The following is a 17,183-nucleotide window of genomic DNA, read 5'->3' on the forward strand; positions in this document are numbered from 1 at the left end:
GTCCAGCCGGCGGCCCCAGACCACCGCGGCCTCGCCCCGGCACCCGTCCCGGGGGCTCCGCCCCCGAACCCCGGCGGGCGCGAAGCGCCCGGGCCTGCGGGCCGGCTGTGGCTGGTCGCGCAGTTCCCCGCGCCCCTGACGGGGCGGAGCCCCGCACCCGGGGTCCGGGGCGGAGCCCCGGTTTCGGGAAGGGGCGGGGTGGGGGATATGGCCCCGCGCAGCGGCCGACACGACCCGACCCAACCGAGAAGGAACCCATGCTGCTGGTCCCGTTCTATGAGCATCCCGCCCACCACCCCACCGCCTGGACCACCCTCGTCCGCGCAGCCGACCGCCTCCACTCCGTCGTCCTCAACCCGGACAACGGCCCCGGCACCGCCCCCGACGAACGCTTCGCCGAGGTCGCCGGCCGCCTCAAGGACGCCGGCGTGCCCGTCCTCGGCTACGCCGACACCGACTACGGCCGCCGCCCGCACGCCGCCGTCGTCCAGGACCTGCTCCGGCACCGCGACTGGTATGGCGTCGACGGCGCCTTCCTCGACCAGGCCGCCGCCGACGGCGAACTCCTGCCGCACTACCGGCGGCTCGCCGTCGCCGCCCGGGCCGCCGGCGCCCGCACCCTGGTGTTCAACCACGGCGTCCACCCGCACCCCGGCTTCGCCGAACTCGCCGACCTGCTGGTCACCTTCGAGGGCCCCTGGGACGCGTACCGGGACGTCGAAGTGCCGGAGTGGACCGCCGCCCACCCCGCCCAGCAGTTCTGCCACCTGGTGTACGCGGTCCCGCCCGGCGACGCCGCCCAGGCCGCCGCCGCCCTCGCCGCCGAGCGGCACGCGGGGGTGCACTGCGCCGTGCCCGGCGCGGGCGCCCACCCCTGGGGGGCCCTTCCGCACGCCCTGGAGGCGAGCGAATGACCCGGCACCTCCGCCGCCAGGCAGGGGCTGCCGCTCTGCTGTCGGCCTTGGCCCTGTTGCTCGCCGCCTGTACCACCGTCCCGCCGGAACCCGGCCCGGAACCCGACCCGCACCCCGGCGGCGCCCGCTGGCAGCCCACCCCCGGCACCGCCTGGCAGTGGCAGCTCAGCGGCCGTCTCGACACCTCAGTCGATGTGCCCGTGTACGACATCGACGGGTTCGACACCGGCAAGGAGCAGGTCGGCCGACTGAAGAAGGACGGCCGCCGGGTCATCTGCTACCTCTCCACCGGCGCGTGGGAGGAGTTCCGGCCGGACGCCGGGAAGTTCCCCGAGGAGCTGCTCGGCCGCGGCAACGGCTGGGACGGCGAGCGGTGGCTGGACATCCGCCGGACCGACCTCCTGGAGCCGCTGATGGCCGAACGGATCGACATGTGCCGCGACAAGGGGTTCGACGCGGTGGAGCCGGACAACATGGACGGCTACCGCAACACCACCGGTTTCCCGCTCACCGCCGCCGACCAGCTCCGCTACAACCGGCTGATCGCCAAGCTGGCCCACGACCGGGGCCTCGCCGTCGGCCTCAAGAACGATCTCGACCAGATCCCCGAGCTGCTCGGCGATTTCGACTTCGCCGTCAACGAGCAGTGCGCCGAGCACGGCGAGTGCGAGCGGCTGACCCCGTTCATCAAGGCGGGGAAGGCGGTGTTCCACGTGGAGTACGAGGTTCCGGCCGCCCGGTTCTGCGAGACCTCCCGCCGGCTGCGGCTGAGCTCCCTGGAGAAGAAGTACGAGCTGGACGCCTGGCGTAAGACCTGTTGACCTGTTGAGGAGCCCGGGGTCACACCGGCAGGACCACGTGGACCCGGTAGCCGCCCCCGAACCGGGGCCCGGCGTAGCAGGAGCCGCCGAGGGCGCCGGCCCGCTCCCGCATGCCGAGCAGGCCGTGGGTACCCCCGGGCCGGGCGGCGGCGGATTCGGCTTCGGCTTCGCCTTCGGGCGAGGCGGCCGGGCCGCTGCCCCCGTCGTCGAGCACGGTGACCTCCACCGAGCTGCCCACCCGGACAACGCTGACCTCCGCCTTCGCACCGGGGCCGGCGTGCTTGCGGACGTTGGTCAGCGCCTCCTGGATCACCCGGTAGGCGGCCAGGTCCACCGCGGCCGGCAGCGGCCCGTCGGACCCGGCCGGCCGGTCGACGGCCACGGCCACCGGCAGGCCGGCGTGCCGGAAGGTGTCCACGAGTTCGTCGAGCACGGCCAGCCCGGGCGCCGGCTCGGTCGGTGCCTCCGGGTCGCCGGACTGCCGCAGCAGTCCGACCGTGGCCCGCAGTTCGTTGAGCGCCGAGCGGCTGGCCTCCCGTACGTGCGCCAGGGCCTCCTTCGCCTGGTCCGGCCGCTTGTCCATGACATGCGCGGCCACCCCCGCCTGCACGTTGACCAGGGCGATGTGGTGGGCCACCACATCGTGCAGGTCGCGGGCGATCCGCAGGCGCTCCTCGGCGACCCGCCGCCGGGCCTCCTCTTCCCGGGTCCGCTCGGCCCGCTCGGCCCGCTCCCGGATGGCGTCGACGAAGGCCCGCCGGCTGCGCACCGCGTCACCGGCCGCCGCGGCCATGCCGGTCCAGGCGAAGATGCCGATGTTTTCCTGCGCGTACCAGGGCAGCGGCCCGGCCAGCATGGCCACTCCGGTCAGCCCGGTCATGGTGAGCAGGCCGACCCGCCAGGTGGTGGGCCGGTCGGTGCGCGCGGCCACGGTGTACAGGGCCACCACGGTGCAGACCGCGACCGGCGCCCGGGGTTCCATGGTGGCCAGTTCCATGAAGGCCAGCACGCTGGTGGCGGCGAGCACCGCGCGCGGGCGGCTCCGCCGCAGGATCAGCAGGGCGGAGCCGAGCACCATCAGGACCAGCGAGGTGGACTGCGGGGTGCGGGTGCCGAAGGTGGGGCCCTGCGGGGCGTGCGGGTCGGCGAAGGACATGACGATCATGCAGAGGAGCACGGAGAGCGCCAGCAGGGCATCGGTCGCAAGGGGGTGCGCCCGCGCCCAGTCGAGGGCGGAACCGAGCGGTCCGGTGCCGGTGCCGGGAGACGGCCGGAGGGATGTCGTCGTCACCCGGCTACGGTACGGGCGGCCGGGGCCTCGGGCCCAGCGGGGTGCGGGAGCGGTTCGCGCGGCTTGGACGGTTCGGGCGGTTCGGGCCCAGGGTCGTCTGGACCGCGATGAGCAGCGCCACCGCGGCGATCGCCGCCAGGTGCTCCTTCCCGGCGAGGTTGTCCTTGACCGTCAGCTCCACGATCATCAGCAGCACCACCAGCCCCGCGGTGAGGTACGCGCCGTAGCGCCAGCAGACGTACACGGCCAGGCCGACCACCGCCGCCGAGGGCCCGGTGTCGTTGACCAGCCGGTCGGACTCGGGCAGGCCCAGCGGATGGTCCGGGCCGAGCGCGAGCCCGACCCGCGCGTATGTGGTCCCGGCGAGCGTGGCGACGTAACCGATCAGCAGGGTCCGCCACCAGCCGATGCAGATTTCGGAGATCCCGAAGACCAGCAGCATCTGGGCCAGCGCACCCCAGACCGGCAGGTCCAGGGCGGGCACGAAGAGGGAGAGCGGGGTCCGGAGCAGGGCGAGCCACAGCGGGTCGGTGGCCTTCACCGAGCCCAGGTTCTGGACGAACTGGAAGCCCCATGGCTGGTTCTGCACGAGCTGGAAGACGCAGGTCAGGCCGACCGCAGCGAGGGTCATCGGGATCGCCCGCCACCGCCGGCGGACGAGGGCCGCGCGCACCGTCCGGTACAGCGGCCCCCACTCCCGGTCGGTGAACCGCCGCAGCGAGCGCCTGCTCCGCGCCGTCAACGCATCGTCTCCAGATGTCTGCGGTGCAGCCACTTCGGCAGGCCCGGAGCCTCCAGGAAGCCCTCGGCGCGGCCCGCCGCGATACCGATCCGCAGCAGGTCGGAACTCTTCTCGAAGAGCATGAACCGGGGTTCCCAGATCGGCCGGTATTTGGCGTTGGCCCGGTAGAGGGACTCGATCTGCCACCAGCGGGAGAAGAAGCTCAGCAGGGACCGCCACAGGCGCAGCACCGGACCCGCGCCGAGCCGGGAGCCGCGCTCGAAGACGGACCGGAACATCGCGAAGTTGAGCGAGACCTGGGTGACCCCGATCTCCCTGGACCGCTCCAGGAGCTCGATCACCATGAACTCCATCAGGCCGTTCTCGGAGTCCCGGTCACGGCGCATCAGGTCGAGGGAGAGCCCCTTGGGACCCCACGGTACGAAGGACAGCAGGGCGCGCAGTTCGCCGTGGCCGTCGGTGCACTCCAGCATCACGCACTGGCCGTCGGCGGGATCGCCGAGCCGGCCCAGCGCCATGGAGAACCCGCGCTCGGTGGCGCCGTCGCGCCAGTCGTCGGCGCGGCGCAGCAGCTCCTCCATCTCGGCGGCCGGGATGTCGGCGTGCCGTCGGATCCGTACGGTGTACCCGGCCCGCTTCACCCGGTTGTAGGCCTGCCGTACGGTCCGCATGGCGCGGCCCTCCAGGGTGAACTCGGCGGTCTCGACGATGGCTTCGTCGCCCAGTTCGAGGGCGTCCAGACCGTGCCGGGCGTAGATCGTGCCGGCCTCCTCGCTGGCTCCCATCACCGCCGGCACCCAGCCGTGCTCGCGGGCCTCGGCCAGCCAGGGCTCGATGGCGCCGGGCCAGGCCTCCGGGTCGCCGATGGGGTCCCCGGAGGCGAGGGAGACACCGCCGACCACCCGGTAGGTCACGGCGGCCTTCCCGGTGGGGGACCAGATGACGCTCTTCTCGCGGCGCAGCGCGAAATAGCCGAGCGAGTCGCGGTCGCCCTGCCGGGCGAGGAGGGCGCGCAGCCGCTCCTCGTCCTGCTCGGTGAGCGGGTCGACGGCCCGGCGGGACCGGAACGCGGCCAGCAGCACGGCGAGCAGCAGCAGGAAGGACATCACGTTGATGGCCACGTCCACCCAGCCGGGGGTGTTGATGTCCGGGTAGCCGGAGTCGTCGGCGGCGAGGGTGACCAGCCGCATCACCCCGTACCGCCAGCGGGTCGGGAAGGAGGCCGTCGCCTGGTCGGGGGCGGTGTTGGTGGCGCCCACCAGCAGGGCCGCGACCAGGGAGGTGAGGAGCAGGCCGACGGCGGCGACGGCGGCGGCCAGCTTCGGGTTGGACCGGTCGCCCTTGGCGTAGAACTCGCGGCGGCCCAGCAGCAGGGCGGCGACGAAGGCGGCGGTGAGCACGAGCGACACCCAGTTCTGGGCGTGGCTGCGGATCTCCGGGTAGTCGGGGGTGCAGAAGGCGGCGAGGAACAGGGCCAGCAGCAGGCCGCCGAGGACCAGGTTCAGGATCCAGGCGGCCCGTTTGCGGCGGCCCATGGTGACGGCGAGCAGCAGCGAGAACAGTCCGGAGCCGAAGCCCGCGGTGAGCAGGTAGGGGGTGTAGAAGTCGGCGGTGTTGTGGGCGCGCAGATCCTGTCCGAGCGAAACCCACACCGCGCTGAGGAAGTTGACGAAGGTGACGGCGCGCAGGTACCAGACCACGAACGCGGCGCTCCGCCGCGACCGGACCGTGCCCCTGCTCCTACCGCTACTGCCGTTGTTCCCCGTGCCCTCATCCGGCTTCCGACCGGGTCCACGGTCGTTCCTCCGGACGGTTTCTGTGCTGGTCAAAAGGACCTCTCCCATGAAAAGCGATCATATGGGGCATCGCATTCCATGCGGAGTCAGGGAGCGACGGCCTGGTCGAGGCCGTCGCCCCCGCAGCTCACCCAGCCGTATCCGACTCGTCCGGCCCCGGTCGCTCGGGAAGCTCCGCCGCGAGTGCGGCAGCGGCCTGGACGAGGGGAAGCGCCAGCAACGCCCCGGTTCCTTCCCCCACAGTGACGCCGTGGTCGAGCACCGGGTTGAGTGCCATCCGGTCCAGCGCCTTCGCCTGGCCCGGCTCGCCGCTCGCCTGGCCCGCCAGCCACCAGTCCGGCGCCCGGAACGCGGCCCGCTGCGCGACCAGGGCGCACGCGGCCGACACCACCCCGTCGAGGATCACGGGCGTACGGCGTACGGCGCACTGGAGCAGGAAGCCGGTGATCGCGGCCAGATCGGCGCCGCCGACCGCCGCGAGCAGCTCCACCTGGTCGCCCAGCACCGGGCGGGCCCGGCGCAACGCGTCCCGGATCGCCGCACACTTGCGCATCCAGGTGAGGTCGTCGATGGGGGCACCGCCCCGCCCGGTGACCACCGAGGCATCGGTCCCGCACAGCGCCGCGACCAGGGTGGCGGCGGCCGTCGTCCCGCCGACGCTCAGATCGCCGAGGACGACGAGGTCCGTTCCGGAGTCGGCCTCCTCGTCGGCGATCCGCATGCCCAGCCGCAGTGCCGCCTCGGCCTCTTCCACGGTGAGGGCGTTCTCGATGTCGATGCGCCCGCTGCCGCGCCGCACCCGGTGCCGTACGACCTCCTCGGGCAGCAGCCCGGGATCGCAGTCCAGCCCCGCATCCACCACCCGGACCCCGGCACCGAACCGGGAGGCCAGGATCGCCACCGGGCTGCGCCCGTCCAGCACGGCGCGGACCAGCTCGTGCGCCCCGCCCGCGGGACGCGCCGAGACCCCCAGGCCCGCCACCCCGTGGTCACCGGCGAACAGCAGCACCCTGGCCCGCTCGATCGGCCTGACCGGTACGGAACCCTGCGCGGCGGCAAGCCAGTCGGCGAGCTCGTCCAGCCGGCCCAGGGCGCCGGGCGGCACCGCCAGGCGCTCACGGCGGTCCTCGGCGTCACGCCGGACGCCCCCGTCGGGGCGCTCGATCAGATCGGAGAAGTCGTCGAGATTCAGCGTGGTCATTTCCCGAACAGTACAGGCGGTAAGGCCCTACCCAAGCCCGCCGACCACGGCGCTGGCAGCTACTGCTTCAGGACGATGGCCTGCCCGGCAACCACCAACAACACATGCTCGCACTCACCGGCCACGGCCGCGTTCAGCCGGCCCAGTTCGTCCCGGAACCGCCGCCCGGCGGGCGTAGCGGGCACCACTCCGGAACCGACCTCGTTGCTCACCGCCACCACGGTCCGGCGGGTCGCCCGCACCGCCGCCACCAGCTCCGCGATCCGCTCCCGCAGCCGCCGTTGCCCGCCGTTCACCCAGGTGTCCTCGTCCCACGCGCCCACCCGGTCCATGGCGTCCGTCAGCCACAGCGCCAGGCAGTCGATCAGCAGCGGCGGCCCCTCTGCCGCGAGCAGCGGCGCCAGTTCACAGGTCTCCAGCGTCCGCCAGGAGCCCGGCCGCCGGTCGCGGTGCAGCGAGACCCGCGCCGCCCAGTCCGCATCGCCCTCCCGGGTGCCGCCGGTGGCCACGTACTGCACCTCGGGGAACGCGCCGAGCCGCTGCTCCGCCTCCACCGACTTCCCGGACCGGGCCCCGCCCAGCACCAGGGTCCGCCGGGGCAGGTCCGGGACGGCGTGGTACTCGCCGACGATCAGCGTGGCCCCGTCCGGCACGGCCCGCGCCCCGGCCGCCGCGCACCGCCGGTCCAGCTCGGACCCCGGCGGGGTGTCGTGGTCGATGTGCACGGCGATCACATCGGTGGCCGGGCCGACCGCGCCGGAGGCCCGTAGCCGTGCCAGGGCGTCGGGCCGGCCGAGCACGTCGGCGAGCACCATGTCGTACGGCCGTACGCCGCTCTCCCCGGCCGGCGACCCGCCGGGCGGCAGGTACAGCAGCCGGTCCCCGTCCGGCCCGGTCACCTCGTAACCGGTCCCCGGCGCATCCATCGGCACCGCCCGCACCCGGTGCCCGCTGATCACCGCCAGCTCCCGCCCGTCCGGCACCCGCCCGGCGGCGGGCAGCCCGGGCGGCAGCTCCACGGCCGGCCCGTCGTGCGGATGGGTGAGCAGCACCTGGCGCACCCCGGCCAGCGAATGCCCGGCCCGGGCGGCGGCCAGCACGGCCCCGGGGGTCAGATCGAGCAGCAGCGCACCGTCCACGAGCACGGCGGTCGCGGCCCGCGCCCGCGCGCCGACGGAAACGGCACAGGCGGCGCAGGGACAGCCGGGGCGGGGCAGTCCTTCGGGTGTGCCGGTGCCGAGCAGAGTCAGTTCCACAAGGAAGATCCTCCCGCGTCCCCGCGGGTGGTGCTCGCCCGGCTAGTCTGCGGGCAGACAGCGGACAAGCAACGGAGGCGGACATGGCGTGGACGTGGCGGTTCGAGACGGCAGACGGCGCGCAGGCGGCACCCGCGGTGGAGCCGGAGGAGTTCACCACGCAGGGGGACGCGGAGTCCTGGATCGGTGAGTACTGGAAGGATCTGCTGGAGGGCGGGGCGGAGCGGGTCCGCTTGTCGGACGACAACGGCACGGAAATCTACGCCATGAGCTTGCGCGAAGCCCTGGACGCGTAGCCGCGCCGAGCCCGGCGCCCTGGCCCCCGCTCCGCGGGGCGCTGCCCCGGCCCCCGCAGGGTGCGGGCTCCGCCCGGCCCCGGACCGGGTCGGGGTGCGGGGGCGGAGCCCCCGCAAAAGAGTGCCGGGCGAAGCCCAGGCACCCGGCGGGCGCGGGGCGCCCCCGCGCCTTCGGCCCCACGGGCGGGGTCGGGGGCGGAGCCCCGCAACGTGTGCGGGCCGAGCCCGCAGCCCCGTACGGGGTCCGGGGCGCAGCCCCGAAGGGTGCCGGGCGAAGCCCGGGCACCCCGGGGTGTGGGGCAAAGCCCCACGGGCAGGTCTGGGGCGGAGCCCCGAACGTGCGGGCCGAGCCCGCGCCTCCGCTTGGGGCATAGCCCCGCATTGGGTCCGGGGCGGAGCCCCGAAGGGGTTCGGGGTGCAGCCCCGAAAGGTGCCGGGCGAAGCCCGGGCACTCCGGGGTCCGGGGCGGAGCCCCGGTTTCGGGAAGGGGCGGGGTGGGGGAAGGCTCCGCGCAGCGGCACCCTTGGCCCCGCTCAGCCACGCAGCGGCCTCGGCGGGCCGGAGCCCAGCCTCCGGCGCGAGGCGGGCCGGAGCCGCAGGCGTGAGCCGGGGTGGCGGGGTCAGCCGCGGACGCCGCAGAGGTGGAGGAGGGCCGCGACGCCCCGGTACGGGTCGGATCGGCCGGCTCGTTCCTCCGCCGCCAGCAGCCGCTCCAGCTCGTCCTCCGGCGGCAACGCCTCGCCCGTCTCGGTCCCGTCCGTGAAGACCCGCACCCCGTACCACGCCTCCAACGGCGCCCCGATCCCGGACAGCGTGGCCCGCAGCCCGGACAGCCGGTCGGCCCGCACCTGAAGGCCCAGCCGGTTCGTGTAGTCGACGGAGTCGAACGCAGCCAGCGCACCCGCCCAGTCCCCGCCCAGCCCCGGCCGCATCGCGAGCGCGTCGCCATTCCGCACCAGCAGGGACAGCAGGCCGCCGGGCGCCAGCATCCGGGCCAGCCCGGCGAGCATCCCGTCCGGCTCCGGGACGTACATCAGTACGCCGTGGCACAGCACCACATCGAAGCTGCCCGGCAGGAAATGCGCGCCGGTCTCCCGGCCGTCGCCCTCCAGCAGCCGGACCCGGTCGCGGATCCCGGCCGGTTCCGCGGCCAGCGCGGCCCGGGCCACCTCGATCATGCCGGGGTCCTGTTCCAGGCCGGTGACCATGTGCCCGGCCCGGGCCAGCCGCAGCGCCTGGGTGCCCTGACCCATGCCGACGTCCAGCACCCGCAGCCGCTGCCCGACCGGGAAGCGCTGTGCGATCTGTTCGTCGACCTGGCGGCCCACGAGTTCCTGGCGGACGGCGTTACGCAGTCCGCCCAAACCCTCCAGCCACAGCCTGGCTCCCCCCGCGAACTTCTCGCTCAGGGTCGTTCCCCACGCTTGACCTGCGGCTTCGGCAGGCGCAGCCGGCGCATCTGGAGGGTGCGCATCAGGCCGTAGGCGACGGCGCCGCGCTTCGGCTCGTCCGGGAAGCGCTGGTTCAGGGCCTTCTTCAGGCGGATGAACAGGCCGATGGAGTCGACGATGATCAGCGCGATCACGCCGAGCCACAGCAGCAGCGCGATGTTCTGGATGGACGGGACCCGGATCATGCTCAGCACCAGGATGACCACCGCGAGCGGCAGGAACATCTCGGCGACGGAGAAGCGGGAGTCCACGTAGTCGCGCACGAACCGGCGGACCGGACCCTTGTCACGGGCCGGCAGGTACCGCTCGTCGCCACTGGCCAGCGCCTCGCGCTGCTTGGCCAGCTCGACACGGCGCCGTTCACGGGCGCGCTTGGCATCCTCCTTGCGGTTGCCGGTCGAGGCCACCACGGCCTTGCGCTGCGACTGTGCGACAGCGCGCTTGGGCGTCGGGCGGCCCTTCGGGGCCTGAGGGTCACGGGTCTGCGAAGCGTCGGCGCTCACCTTGTCGGTGGCGGCGGCCTTCTCTTCCTTGGAGGAACGGCTACCAAACACAAAACCCAAGGGTACGTGGTCGGGCGGAGGACCCCCACCCCGGTGGGGAACGATCCGGCAACGGCGGACGTCTTCCAGTGCAAGGGGATCACCTACTCCCTACGCCTGAGAAAGCGGCGGCGCACTCGTCCTCCAGGAGGAGCGCATCGGCGTCCGAACAGTGCGGTAATAGAGACAGGGCCCGTAGTGTGGTCCTGAGGTTCGCACCTGTAGGTGACCTGCAGCCGAAGTCCGTCAGAAGGGGGCGCGCGAAGCCCATGAGCGGTGTCATGAAGCGTATGGGGATGATCTTCCGCGCGAAGGCGAACAAGGCCCTTGACCGGGCCGAGGACCCGCGCGAGACCCTCGACTACTCGTACCAGAAGCAGCTGGAGCTGCTCCAGAAGGTGCGCCGCGGTGTCGCCGATGTCGCCACCTCCCGCAAGCGCCTGGAACTGCAGCTCAACCAGCTGCAGGGGCAGTCCGCCAAGCTAGAGGATCAGGGCCGCAAGGCCCTCGCGCTGGGCCGCGAGGACCTGGCCCGCGAGGCCCTGTCCCGCCGCGCCTCGCTCCAGCAGCAGGTCAGCGACCTGGAGGTGCAGCACCAGACCCTGCAGGGCGAGGAGGAGAAGCTGACCCTCGCCGCCCAGCGGCTCCAGGCCAAGGTGGACGCCTTCCGGACGAAGAAGGAGACCATCAAGGCCACCTACACGGCGGCTCAGGCGCAGACCCGGATCGCCGAGTCCTTCTCCGGCATCTCGGAGGAGATGAGCGACGTCGGCCTGGCCATCCAGCGGGCCGAGGACAAGACCGCGCAGCTGCAGGCCCGGGCCGGCGCCATCGACGAGCTCCTCGCCTCCGGCGCCCTCGACGACCAGAGCGGCCTCGGCTCGAAGGACGACATCCAGGCCGAGCTGGACCGCCTCTCCGGGGGTACGGACGTGGAGCTGGAGCTCGCCCGGATGAAGGCCGAGCTGGCCGGCGGCCCGTCCGCCCAGCAGCCGGCCATCGAGGGCGGCACCCCGGGCACCCAGCAGCCGCAGCAGACCCAGCACCGGTTCGACAAGCAGTAGGACGGGGCCCGTCATGATTGTCCGCATCATGGGGGAAGGCCAGGTCCAGCTCGGCGACGACCATGTCGCGGAGCTCAACAAGCTGGACGACGAGCTGCTCGCCGAGATGGAGGGCGGGGACGGGGAGGGCTTCCGGCGGACCCTGGCCGCGCTCCTCGACCGGGTCCGTGACCTGGGCACCCCGCTGCCGGACGATGCGCTGGAGCCCTCCGAGCTGATCCTCCCCGCGCCGGACGCGAGCCTCGAAGAGGTGCGGGCGATGCTCAGTGACGGCGGTCTGATCCCCGGCTGACCTCAGGGTCGGGCGGGGAGTCCGGCGGGGCGGCATCCGGTGCCCCGCCGATGAAGTCCTGGAACCTGCGTCGCGGCCCGGCCCAGCGCCGGTCGTGGTGGAACGCCCGCAGACCCGCCTTCGCGCGGGCCCGCGGGCGTTTTGCGTAGAACCTCTTCGCGTACGGGGAGCTGGGCCGGGCCAGCCGGACCGCGCCGATCAGCGCCACGAACGGGACCAGGATGCCGATCAGCGCGGTGCGCGGCTTGCCCTTCCACAGGGCGATCAGGGCCAGGAAGAAGTTGGCCGCGGCATTTATGGCGACCAGGCCACGGCTCTGCCGTTCCTCGTACGTCAGGTCGTTGACCCCGAACGGCAGGAATCCGCCGAGCACCAGCGCGACCAGGGCGGCGGTCAGCACCACGATCTCCACGCTCTTGCGGCCCTGCTCGCTCCAGTAGACGTCGTCCAGGTGCAGGATCAGCGCGAACTCGTCCAGCACCAGGCCGGCACCGATCCCGAAGACCACGGCGGACAGCAGGGCACCGAGTCCGTGGCCGCCACTGCCGACCGCACCGAACCCGCCGACGATCACCAGGATGACGCCCGGCACCACGTGGTGGACGTGCATCCCGCCCGGGGTGATGTTCTTGAAGGGGCCCCGTCCCGCCCGGATCATGCGCGTGATCACGCGGGTGACCAGGAAGGACATCACGAAGGAGAGCAGCGCGAGGAGCATCGGCAGCTTCCCCGGCTCGATGATGTTGCGATACCACCAGTGACCCATACCACCGTCTCCCCATTTGACCGGTAATGCGCAATTTACCGGTCGCCGTGAGCGGGTAGCGTTCCGGGGGATGACCGACTCGCACTCCTCCGATCCGCACCTGTCGCCGCCCGCCGAACGCGCCTCGCTCCGTGACGGCGTCCGGTTCGCGTTCGGCACCCTCACCGTGTTCCCCGCGCGCATCACCCGCTGGGACCGCCCCGCCGCCCGTATCGGCATGGAGTGCGCCCCGCTGGCCGGCCTGGCCGTGGGCCTGTGCGCGGCCGTCCCCGGGGTCCTGCTGTTGCTGCTCGGCGGCGGCCCGATGCTCGCCGCCGCGGTCACCGTGGCCGTGCCGGCCGCGCTGACCCGCGCCCTGCACCTGGACGGGCTGGCCGACACCGCCGACGGGCTGGGCAGCGCGAAGCCTGCGCAGGACGCGCTGCGCATCATGAAGCAGTCCGACATCGGCCCGTTCGGCGTGGTGACCCTGGTGGTGCTCTTCCTGATCCAGGTGGCGGCGCTGGCCAACCTCTACACCGAGAGCTGGCAGCACGGAGCCCTGGCCGCCGTGGTCGCCGCCGTCACCGCCCGCCTTGCCCTCACCCTGGCCTCCCGGGCCGGTGTCCCGGCGGCCCGCCCCGGCGGCCTGGGCGCAGCCGTCGCCGCCACCGTCCCGGCCGGCGCCGCCTTCGGCCTCGCCGCCCTGGTCGCCGCCGCGGCCGGCCTCGCCGCCCTCCCGCTGGGGCTGCCCGCCGCCCTCCAGCAGGCCGGCGCGGTGGTCGCCGCCCTGCTGGCCGCCGAACTCCTGCTCCGCCGCTGTGTCCGCCGCTTCGGCGGGGTCACGGGCGATGTCTTCGGCGCCGTGGCGGAAACCGCCGCCACCACCACCCTGGTGGTCCTGGCCCTGGGTTAGGGGGTGCCCGGCACCGGCCCACCGGCGGGACCGGCCCACCGCCCGTGCCGCCACACCGGCGGGGCCGGCCCACCGCCCGTGCCGCCACACCGGCGGGGCCGGCCCACCGGCCGCGCCGGCCCACCGCCCGCACCGGCCGCGCTGGCCCACCGGGCGCACCGGCCCACCGGCCGCACCGGCCGGGCTGGCACTGGTGCGCCAGCCCATTTTCGGCCATGCGCCGGCCCGCACCCCGAAGCCGCCCGTCGCCCCAACTGCCCTGTGCCCAGGGCTCGAACCGGCCCGGCACCGCCGGAAACCCGCCGCCGGAATCCGGCCGAGTCCCGCACCCACCGTCCCCGGGTGGGCAGGTCCCGCGCCATGCCCCCGTACTCTCTCGTCCCGTGGAACAGACGCCGACGGACCTGCCAGCCGCCGTGCCCATCAGGGTGCTGCTCGCCGACGACCAGGCGCTGTTGCGCAGCGCCTTCAAGGTGCTCGTCGACTCCGAGCCCGATATGGAGGTCGTGGGCGAGGCCTCCGACGGGGCGCAGGCCTATGCGCTCGCCGGGGAGCGGGCGGCCGATGTGGTGCTCATGGACATCCGGATGCCCGGTACCGACGGCCTCGCCGCCACCCGGATGATCAGCGCCGACCCGGCCCTGGCCGGCGTCCGCGTGGTGATGCTGACGACCTTCGAGGTCGACGAGTACGTGGTGGAGGCCCTGCGGTCCGGTGCCTCCGGCTTCCTGGGCAAGGGGGCCGAGCCGGAAGAGCTGCTGAACGCCATTCGGATCGCCGCCGCCGGCGAGGCCCTGCTCTCCCCGGCCGCGACCAAAGGGCTGATCGCCACCTTCCTCGCCCAGGGCGGCGGACTGGATCCCGCCGCCGGGCTGCCGGGCGGCAAGCACGCCGAGCGGCTGTCCGCGCTCACCGGACGGGAGCGCGAGGTGCTCGTCCAGGTGGCCGCGGGACTCTCCAACGACGAGATCGCCGGCCGACTGGAGGTCAGCCCGCTCACCGTGAAGACCCACGTCAACCGGGCCATGGCCAAGCTCGGCGCCCGGGACCGGGCCCAGCTGGTGGTGATCGCCTACGAATCGGGGCTGGTCCGCCCGCGGGCCGAGTAGCCGGAATGCAAGAAGGGGCACCCCCAGGGGTGCCCCTTCAGTGCTGCGGCGACGGCTACGGCAGCGCCAGCATCCGCTCCAGCGCCAGCTTGGCGAAGCTCTCGGTCTCCTTGTCGACCTGGATCCGGTTCACCAGGTTGCCCTCGGCCAGCGACTCCAGGGTCCAGACCAGGTGCGGCAGGTCGATGCGGTTCATGGTCGAGCAGAAGCAGACCGTCTTGTCGAGGAAGACGACCTCCTTGTCCTCCGCGGCGAATCGATTCGCCAGGCGCTTGACCAGGTTGAGCTCGGTGCCGATGGCCCACTTGGAGCCGGCCGGGGCCGCCTCCAGGGCCTTGATGATGTACTCCGTCGAGCCGACGTAGTCCGCGGCGGCCACGACCTCGTGCTTGCACTCGGGGTGCACCAGCACGTTGACGCCCGGGATCCGCTCCCGCACGTCGTTGACGGAGTCCAGCGAGAACCGGCCGTGCACCGAGCAGTGCCCGCGCCACAGGATCATCTTCGCGGCGCGCAGCTGCTCGGCGGTCAGCCCGCCGCCCGGCTTGTGCGGGTTGTAGACCACGCAGTCGTCCAGGGACATGCCCATGTCGCGGACGGCGGTGTTCCGGCCCAGGTGCTGGTCCGGCAGGAACAGCACCTTCTCCCCCTGCTCGAAGGCCCAGTCCAGTGCTTTCTTCGCATTGGAGGAGGTGCAGATGGTGCCGCCGTGCTTGCCGGTGAAGGCCTTGATGTCGGCGGAGGAGTTCATGTACGAGACGGGGACCGTGATGTCGGCGATGCCCGCATCGGTCAGCGCGTCCCAGCACTCCGCGACCTGCTCGGCGGTGGCCATGTCGGCCATCGAGCAGCCGGCCGCCAGGTCCGGCAGGACGACCTTCTGGTCGTCCGAGGTCAGGATGTCCGCGGACTCCGCCATGAAGTGCACACCGCAGAAGACGATGTACTCGGCCTCCGGCTTGTTGGCGGCGTCGCGCGCCAGCTTGAAGGAGTCGCCGGTGACATCCGCGAACTCGATGACCTCGTCACGCTGGTAGTGGTGACCGAGGATGAAGACCTTGTCTCCGAGCTTCTCCTTGGCCGCGCGGGCGCGCGCCACCAGGTCCGGGTCCGACGGCGAGGGGAGGTCACCGGGACACTCCACCCCGCGCTCGCTCCTCGGGTCGGCTTCGCGGCCGAGCAGCAGCAGGGCGAGGGGCGTCGGCTGGACGTCCAAAGGCTGGGCGGTGGTCACGACACGCACCCTTTCTGTTCTGCGACTACGATGCTTCTCGTCTATTTGACGCTATCTATGATATCCGGTTCACGTCAGTTTGACGATGCCGATAGTGTCGATGTGACGAATTCGCGCTCCGGAACAGTAGGGTCCACCGCTCGACCCCGGTGTGCGAGCATGGGAATGAATCCGAGGCCGCGTCGGTTGCAGCCGACGGCAAGAGTCCGCCCCACTTCGGGAGTGAATGCAGATGTCCGTTCAGGACGAAAAGACCACTGTGAGCGACGGCATCCTCCTGTCCGACGCCGCCGCCGCCAAGGTCAAGGCCCTGCTCGAGCAGGAAGGCCGGGAGGACCTGGCCCTGCGTGTCGCCGTTCAGCCCGGCGGCTGCTCCGGCCTGCGCTACCAGCTCTTCTTCGACGAGCGCTCCCTGGACGGGGACGTCGTGAAGGACTTCGACGGTGTCAAGGTCGTCACCGACCGCATGAGCGCCCCGTACCTGGGCGGCGCCTCCATCGACTTCGTCGACACCATCGAGAAGCAGGGCTTCACGATCGACAACCCGAACGCCACCGGCTCCTGCGCCTGCGGCGACTCCTTCAGCTAAGCCTGAACGCGCCAGAGGCCCGCACCGATCAGATCCGGTGTGGGCCTCTTCCGTTTTTCTAGGCGCGGCGCAGTTGCTCGCCGGTCGACGCGTCGACGACCTTCCGGGTGCCCAGCGGCTCCGCCAGCGTCGCCGACAGCGACATCTCCTGGGCGATCAGGATGCAGGCCCGCCCCGGCTCCTTCGGCGTGTCCGTGATCCGCACCGTCACCGACTCCGGGTGCTCCTGCACCTCCAGCGCGTAGGTGCTGCACACTCCGCCCCAGAAGTGCACCGTCAGCTTCCGGTCATTCTCGTTGTACGCGAATCCGGGCACCGTACGCCCCTTCGGCTGCTCCTTCTCCGCCCCGGCCGGCTGCGCCACGGTGTGCCCCGGGCCGCCGCTGCGCCCCGCCACCTCGAACAGCCAGGCCGGTTCCAGCCCGCGCACCCCGTCCACCGTGGTCGCCGTCAGCCCGAGCACCGCCCGCTCCACCGTCTCGGTCCGCGGCGGCTTCATCGGGCGCGGGTCCGGGTTGCAGGGCACCGAATCGGTCGACCGTACGGTGTCACCGTCCAGCGGCACCGGGGTCGCACAGGCGCTGGGGCCGGTGCTCTGCCAGCCCCGCGACCTTTCGTTCAGCCGGTCCAGCGCCGCCGAGGCCCCGACCACCGGCCGCTCGCCCGACCGCTCCGGCGGCTTCAGCTCGCCGCTGCCGGCCGCCACCGTGCCGTCCGCCGCCACGCTGATCCTGGACGACCAGCCCTGGGTGGGCAGCCCGCCGATCACCGGGTCCGCCACCACCACCCGGACCGCGCCCTGGAGCAGTCGGGCGTCCAGGTGGGCCTCCTGCTGGCCGGCCGCCGCGAGCACCGGGGCCGGGGGGGGGGCGCGCCGCGGCGCGCGGCCGGCGACGACGGGGGGCGGGGGGAGAGGGGAGGGAG

General features: G+C 73.1%; 17 protein-coding genes and 1 pseudogene. 8 read left to right on the plus strand and 10 right to left on the minus strand.

The features are described from left to right. Positions 1-257 precede the first annotated feature (257 nt). Positions 258-914, plus strand: coding sequence for a spherulation-specific family 4 protein (locus tag ABT123_RS36105; protein ID WP_351322580.1), 657 nt, complete (start codon positions 258-260; stop codon positions 912-914). Then, on the plus strand, positions 911-1,735 hold the full coding sequence (locus tag ABT123_RS36110; RefSeq protein WP_351322582.1) for an endo alpha-1,4 polygalactosaminidase: 825 nt from the start codon (positions 911-913) through the stop codon (positions 1,733-1,735). Before ABT123_RS36105 ends, ABT123_RS36110 begins: the two co-directional genes overlap by 4 nt. Before the next feature lie 19 nt (positions 1,736-1,754). Here the strand turns inward: ABT123_RS36110 and ABT123_RS36115 are convergent, their stop codons facing one another. The 5 genes from ABT123_RS36115 to ABT123_RS36135 all read right to left on the minus strand — a co-directional run bounded on the left by ABT123_RS36115 (position 1,755) and on the right by ABT123_RS36135 (position 8,021). Further along, on the minus strand, positions 1,755-3,026 hold the full coding sequence (locus ABT123_RS36115; protein WP_502971167.1) for a sensor histidine kinase: 1,272 nt from the start codon (positions 3,024-3,026) through the stop codon (positions 1,755-1,757). A gap of 4 nt (positions 3,027-3,030) precedes the next feature. Continuing rightward, the gene (locus tag ABT123_RS36120; protein WP_351322584.1) at positions 3,031-3,768 is read right to left on the minus strand and encodes a hypothetical protein; all 738 of its coding nucleotides are present in this window, start codon (positions 3,766-3,768) and stop codon (positions 3,031-3,033) included. Continuing rightward, positions 3,765-5,612: a phosphatidylglycerol lysyltransferase domain-containing protein gene (locus ABT123_RS36125; protein WP_351322586.1), complete on the minus strand. Its 1,848-nt coding sequence runs from the start codon at positions 5,610-5,612 to the stop codon at positions 3,765-3,767. Before ABT123_RS36125 ends, ABT123_RS36120 begins: the two co-directional genes overlap by 4 nt. 79 nt (positions 5,613-5,691) lie before the next feature. After that, entirely contained in the window at positions 5,692-6,765 is a 1,074-nt protein-coding gene (gene cobT / locus ABT123_RS36130) for a nicotinate-nucleotide--dimethylbenzimidazole phosphoribosyltransferase (protein WP_351322588.1), read from the minus strand. Positions 6,766-6,824: 59 nt separating this feature from the next. Then, positions 6,825-8,021 carry a bifunctional adenosylcobinamide kinase/adenosylcobinamide-phosphate guanylyltransferase gene (locus tag ABT123_RS36135; protein ID WP_351322590.1) on the minus strand — a complete coding sequence of 399 codons (1,197 nt, stop codon included), beginning with the start codon at positions 8,019-8,021 and terminating at the stop codon, positions 6,825-6,827. Positions 8,022-8,104: 83 nt separating this feature from the next. On the opposite strand from ABT123_RS36135, the gene ABT123_RS36140 reads away from it, so the two are divergent. After that, positions 8,105-8,317, plus strand: a complete 213-nt coding sequence (locus ABT123_RS36140) for a hypothetical protein (protein ID WP_351322592.1) — start codon at positions 8,105-8,107, stop codon at positions 8,315-8,317. Positions 8,318-8,937: 620 nt separating this feature from the next. Here ABT123_RS36140 and ABT123_RS36145 read toward each other — a convergent pair. Then, the gene (locus tag ABT123_RS36145) at positions 8,938-9,681 is read right to left on the minus strand and encodes a class I SAM-dependent methyltransferase (RefSeq protein WP_351322594.1); all 744 of its coding nucleotides are present in this window, start codon (positions 9,679-9,681) and stop codon (positions 8,938-8,940) included. 41 nt (positions 9,682-9,722) lie between these two features. After that, positions 9,723-10,331: a DUF3043 domain-containing protein gene (locus tag ABT123_RS36150; protein WP_351322596.1), complete on the minus strand. Its 609-nt coding sequence runs from the start codon at positions 10,329-10,331 to the stop codon at positions 9,723-9,725. Positions 10,332-10,579: 248 nt separating this feature from the next. Between ABT123_RS36150 and ABT123_RS36155 the strand changes: the two genes are divergently transcribed. Together ABT123_RS36155 and pspAA are read left to right on the plus strand one after the other, a co-directional pair. Then, a complete protein-coding gene (locus ABT123_RS36155; protein WP_351322598.1) occupies positions 10,580-11,374 on the plus strand; it encodes a PspA/IM30 family protein in 795 nt (264 codons plus the stop codon). A 13-nt stretch (positions 11,375-11,387) separates the two neighbouring features. Beyond that, positions 11,388-11,666 (plus strand): PspA-associated protein PspAA, encoded by a 279-nt coding sequence (pspAA, locus tag ABT123_RS36160; protein WP_351322600.1) that lies wholly within the window; start codon positions 11,388-11,390, stop codon positions 11,664-11,666. Here the strand turns inward: pspAA and ABT123_RS36165 are convergent. Next, positions 11,638-12,432: a hypothetical protein gene (locus ABT123_RS36165; RefSeq protein ID WP_351322602.1), complete on the minus strand. Its 795-nt coding sequence runs from the start codon at positions 12,430-12,432 to the stop codon at positions 11,638-11,640. The genes pspAA and ABT123_RS36165 overlap by 29 nt on opposite strands. 70 nt (positions 12,433-12,502) lie before the next feature. Here ABT123_RS36165 and ABT123_RS36170 point away from each other — a divergent pair, with 70 nt between their 5' ends. Continuing rightward, positions 12,503-13,327 (plus strand): adenosylcobinamide-GDP ribazoletransferase, encoded by an 825-nt coding sequence (locus ABT123_RS36170; RefSeq protein ID WP_351322604.1) that lies wholly within the window; start codon positions 12,503-12,505, stop codon positions 13,325-13,327. Between the two features lie 416 nt (positions 13,328-13,743). Next, positions 13,744-14,436, plus strand: a complete 693-nt coding sequence (locus tag ABT123_RS36175; RefSeq protein ID WP_351322610.1) for a response regulator — start codon at positions 13,744-13,746, stop codon at positions 14,434-14,436. A 55-nt stretch (positions 14,437-14,491) separates the two neighbouring features. Here ABT123_RS36175 and nadA read toward each other — a convergent pair whose 3' ends face one another. Next, on the minus strand, positions 14,492-15,679 hold the full coding sequence (gene nadA, locus ABT123_RS36180; RefSeq protein WP_351322606.1) for a quinolinate synthase NadA: 1,188 nt from the start codon (positions 15,677-15,679) through the stop codon (positions 14,492-14,494). A 223-nt stretch (positions 15,680-15,902) separates the two neighbouring features. On the opposite strand from nadA, the gene ABT123_RS36185 reads away from it, so the two are divergent. Beyond that, positions 15,903-16,259: an iron-sulfur cluster assembly accessory protein gene (locus ABT123_RS36185; RefSeq protein WP_301887915.1), complete on the plus strand. Its 357-nt coding sequence runs from the start codon at positions 15,903-15,905 to the stop codon at positions 16,257-16,259. A gap of 58 nt (positions 16,260-16,317) precedes the next feature. Here ABT123_RS36185 and ABT123_RS36190 read toward each other — a convergent pair. Next, a pseudogene (locus ABT123_RS36190) lies at positions 16,318-17,183 on the minus strand (hypothetical protein); the annotation flags it as partial.

The sequence above is a fragment of the Streptomyces sp. NPDC002054 genome (genome assembly GCF_040296685.1).
GTDB lineage: Bacteria > Actinomycetota > Actinomycetes > Streptomycetales > Streptomycetaceae > Streptomyces.

Coding starts and splice junctions, on each gene's coding strand:
- cobT (WP_351322588.1), bottom strand. CDS start 6,765: ATGACCACGCTGAATCTCGACGACTTCTCCGATCTGATCGAGCGCCCC.
- ABT123_RS36155 (WP_351322598.1), top strand. CDS start 10,580: ATGAGCGGTGTCATGAAGCGTATGGGGATGATCTTCCGCGCGAAGGCG.
- ABT123_RS36110 (WP_351322582.1), top strand. CDS start 911: ATGACCCGGCACCTCCGCCGCCAGGCAGGGGCTGCCGCTCTGCTGTCG.
- ABT123_RS36125 (WP_351322586.1), bottom strand. CDS start 5,612: ATGGGAGAGGTCCTTTTGACCAGCACAGAAACCGTCCGGAGGAACGAC.
- pspAA (WP_351322600.1), top strand. CDS start 11,388: ATGATTGTCCGCATCATGGGGGAAGGCCAGGTCCAGCTCGGCGACGAC.
- ABT123_RS36105 (WP_351322580.1), top strand. CDS start 258: ATGCTGCTGGTCCCGTTCTATGAGCATCCCGCCCACCACCCCACCGCC.
- ABT123_RS36185 (WP_301887915.1), top strand. CDS start 15,903: ATGTCCGTTCAGGACGAAAAGACCACTGTGAGCGACGGCATCCTCCTG.
- ABT123_RS36140 (WP_351322592.1), top strand. CDS start 8,105: ATGGCGTGGACGTGGCGGTTCGAGACGGCAGACGGCGCGCAGGCGGCA.
- ABT123_RS36170 (WP_351322604.1), top strand. CDS start 12,503: ATGACCGACTCGCACTCCTCCGATCCGCACCTGTCGCCGCCCGCCGAA.
- ABT123_RS36165 (WP_351322602.1), bottom strand. CDS start 12,432: ATGGGTCACTGGTGGTATCGCAACATCATCGAGCCGGGGAAGCTGCCG.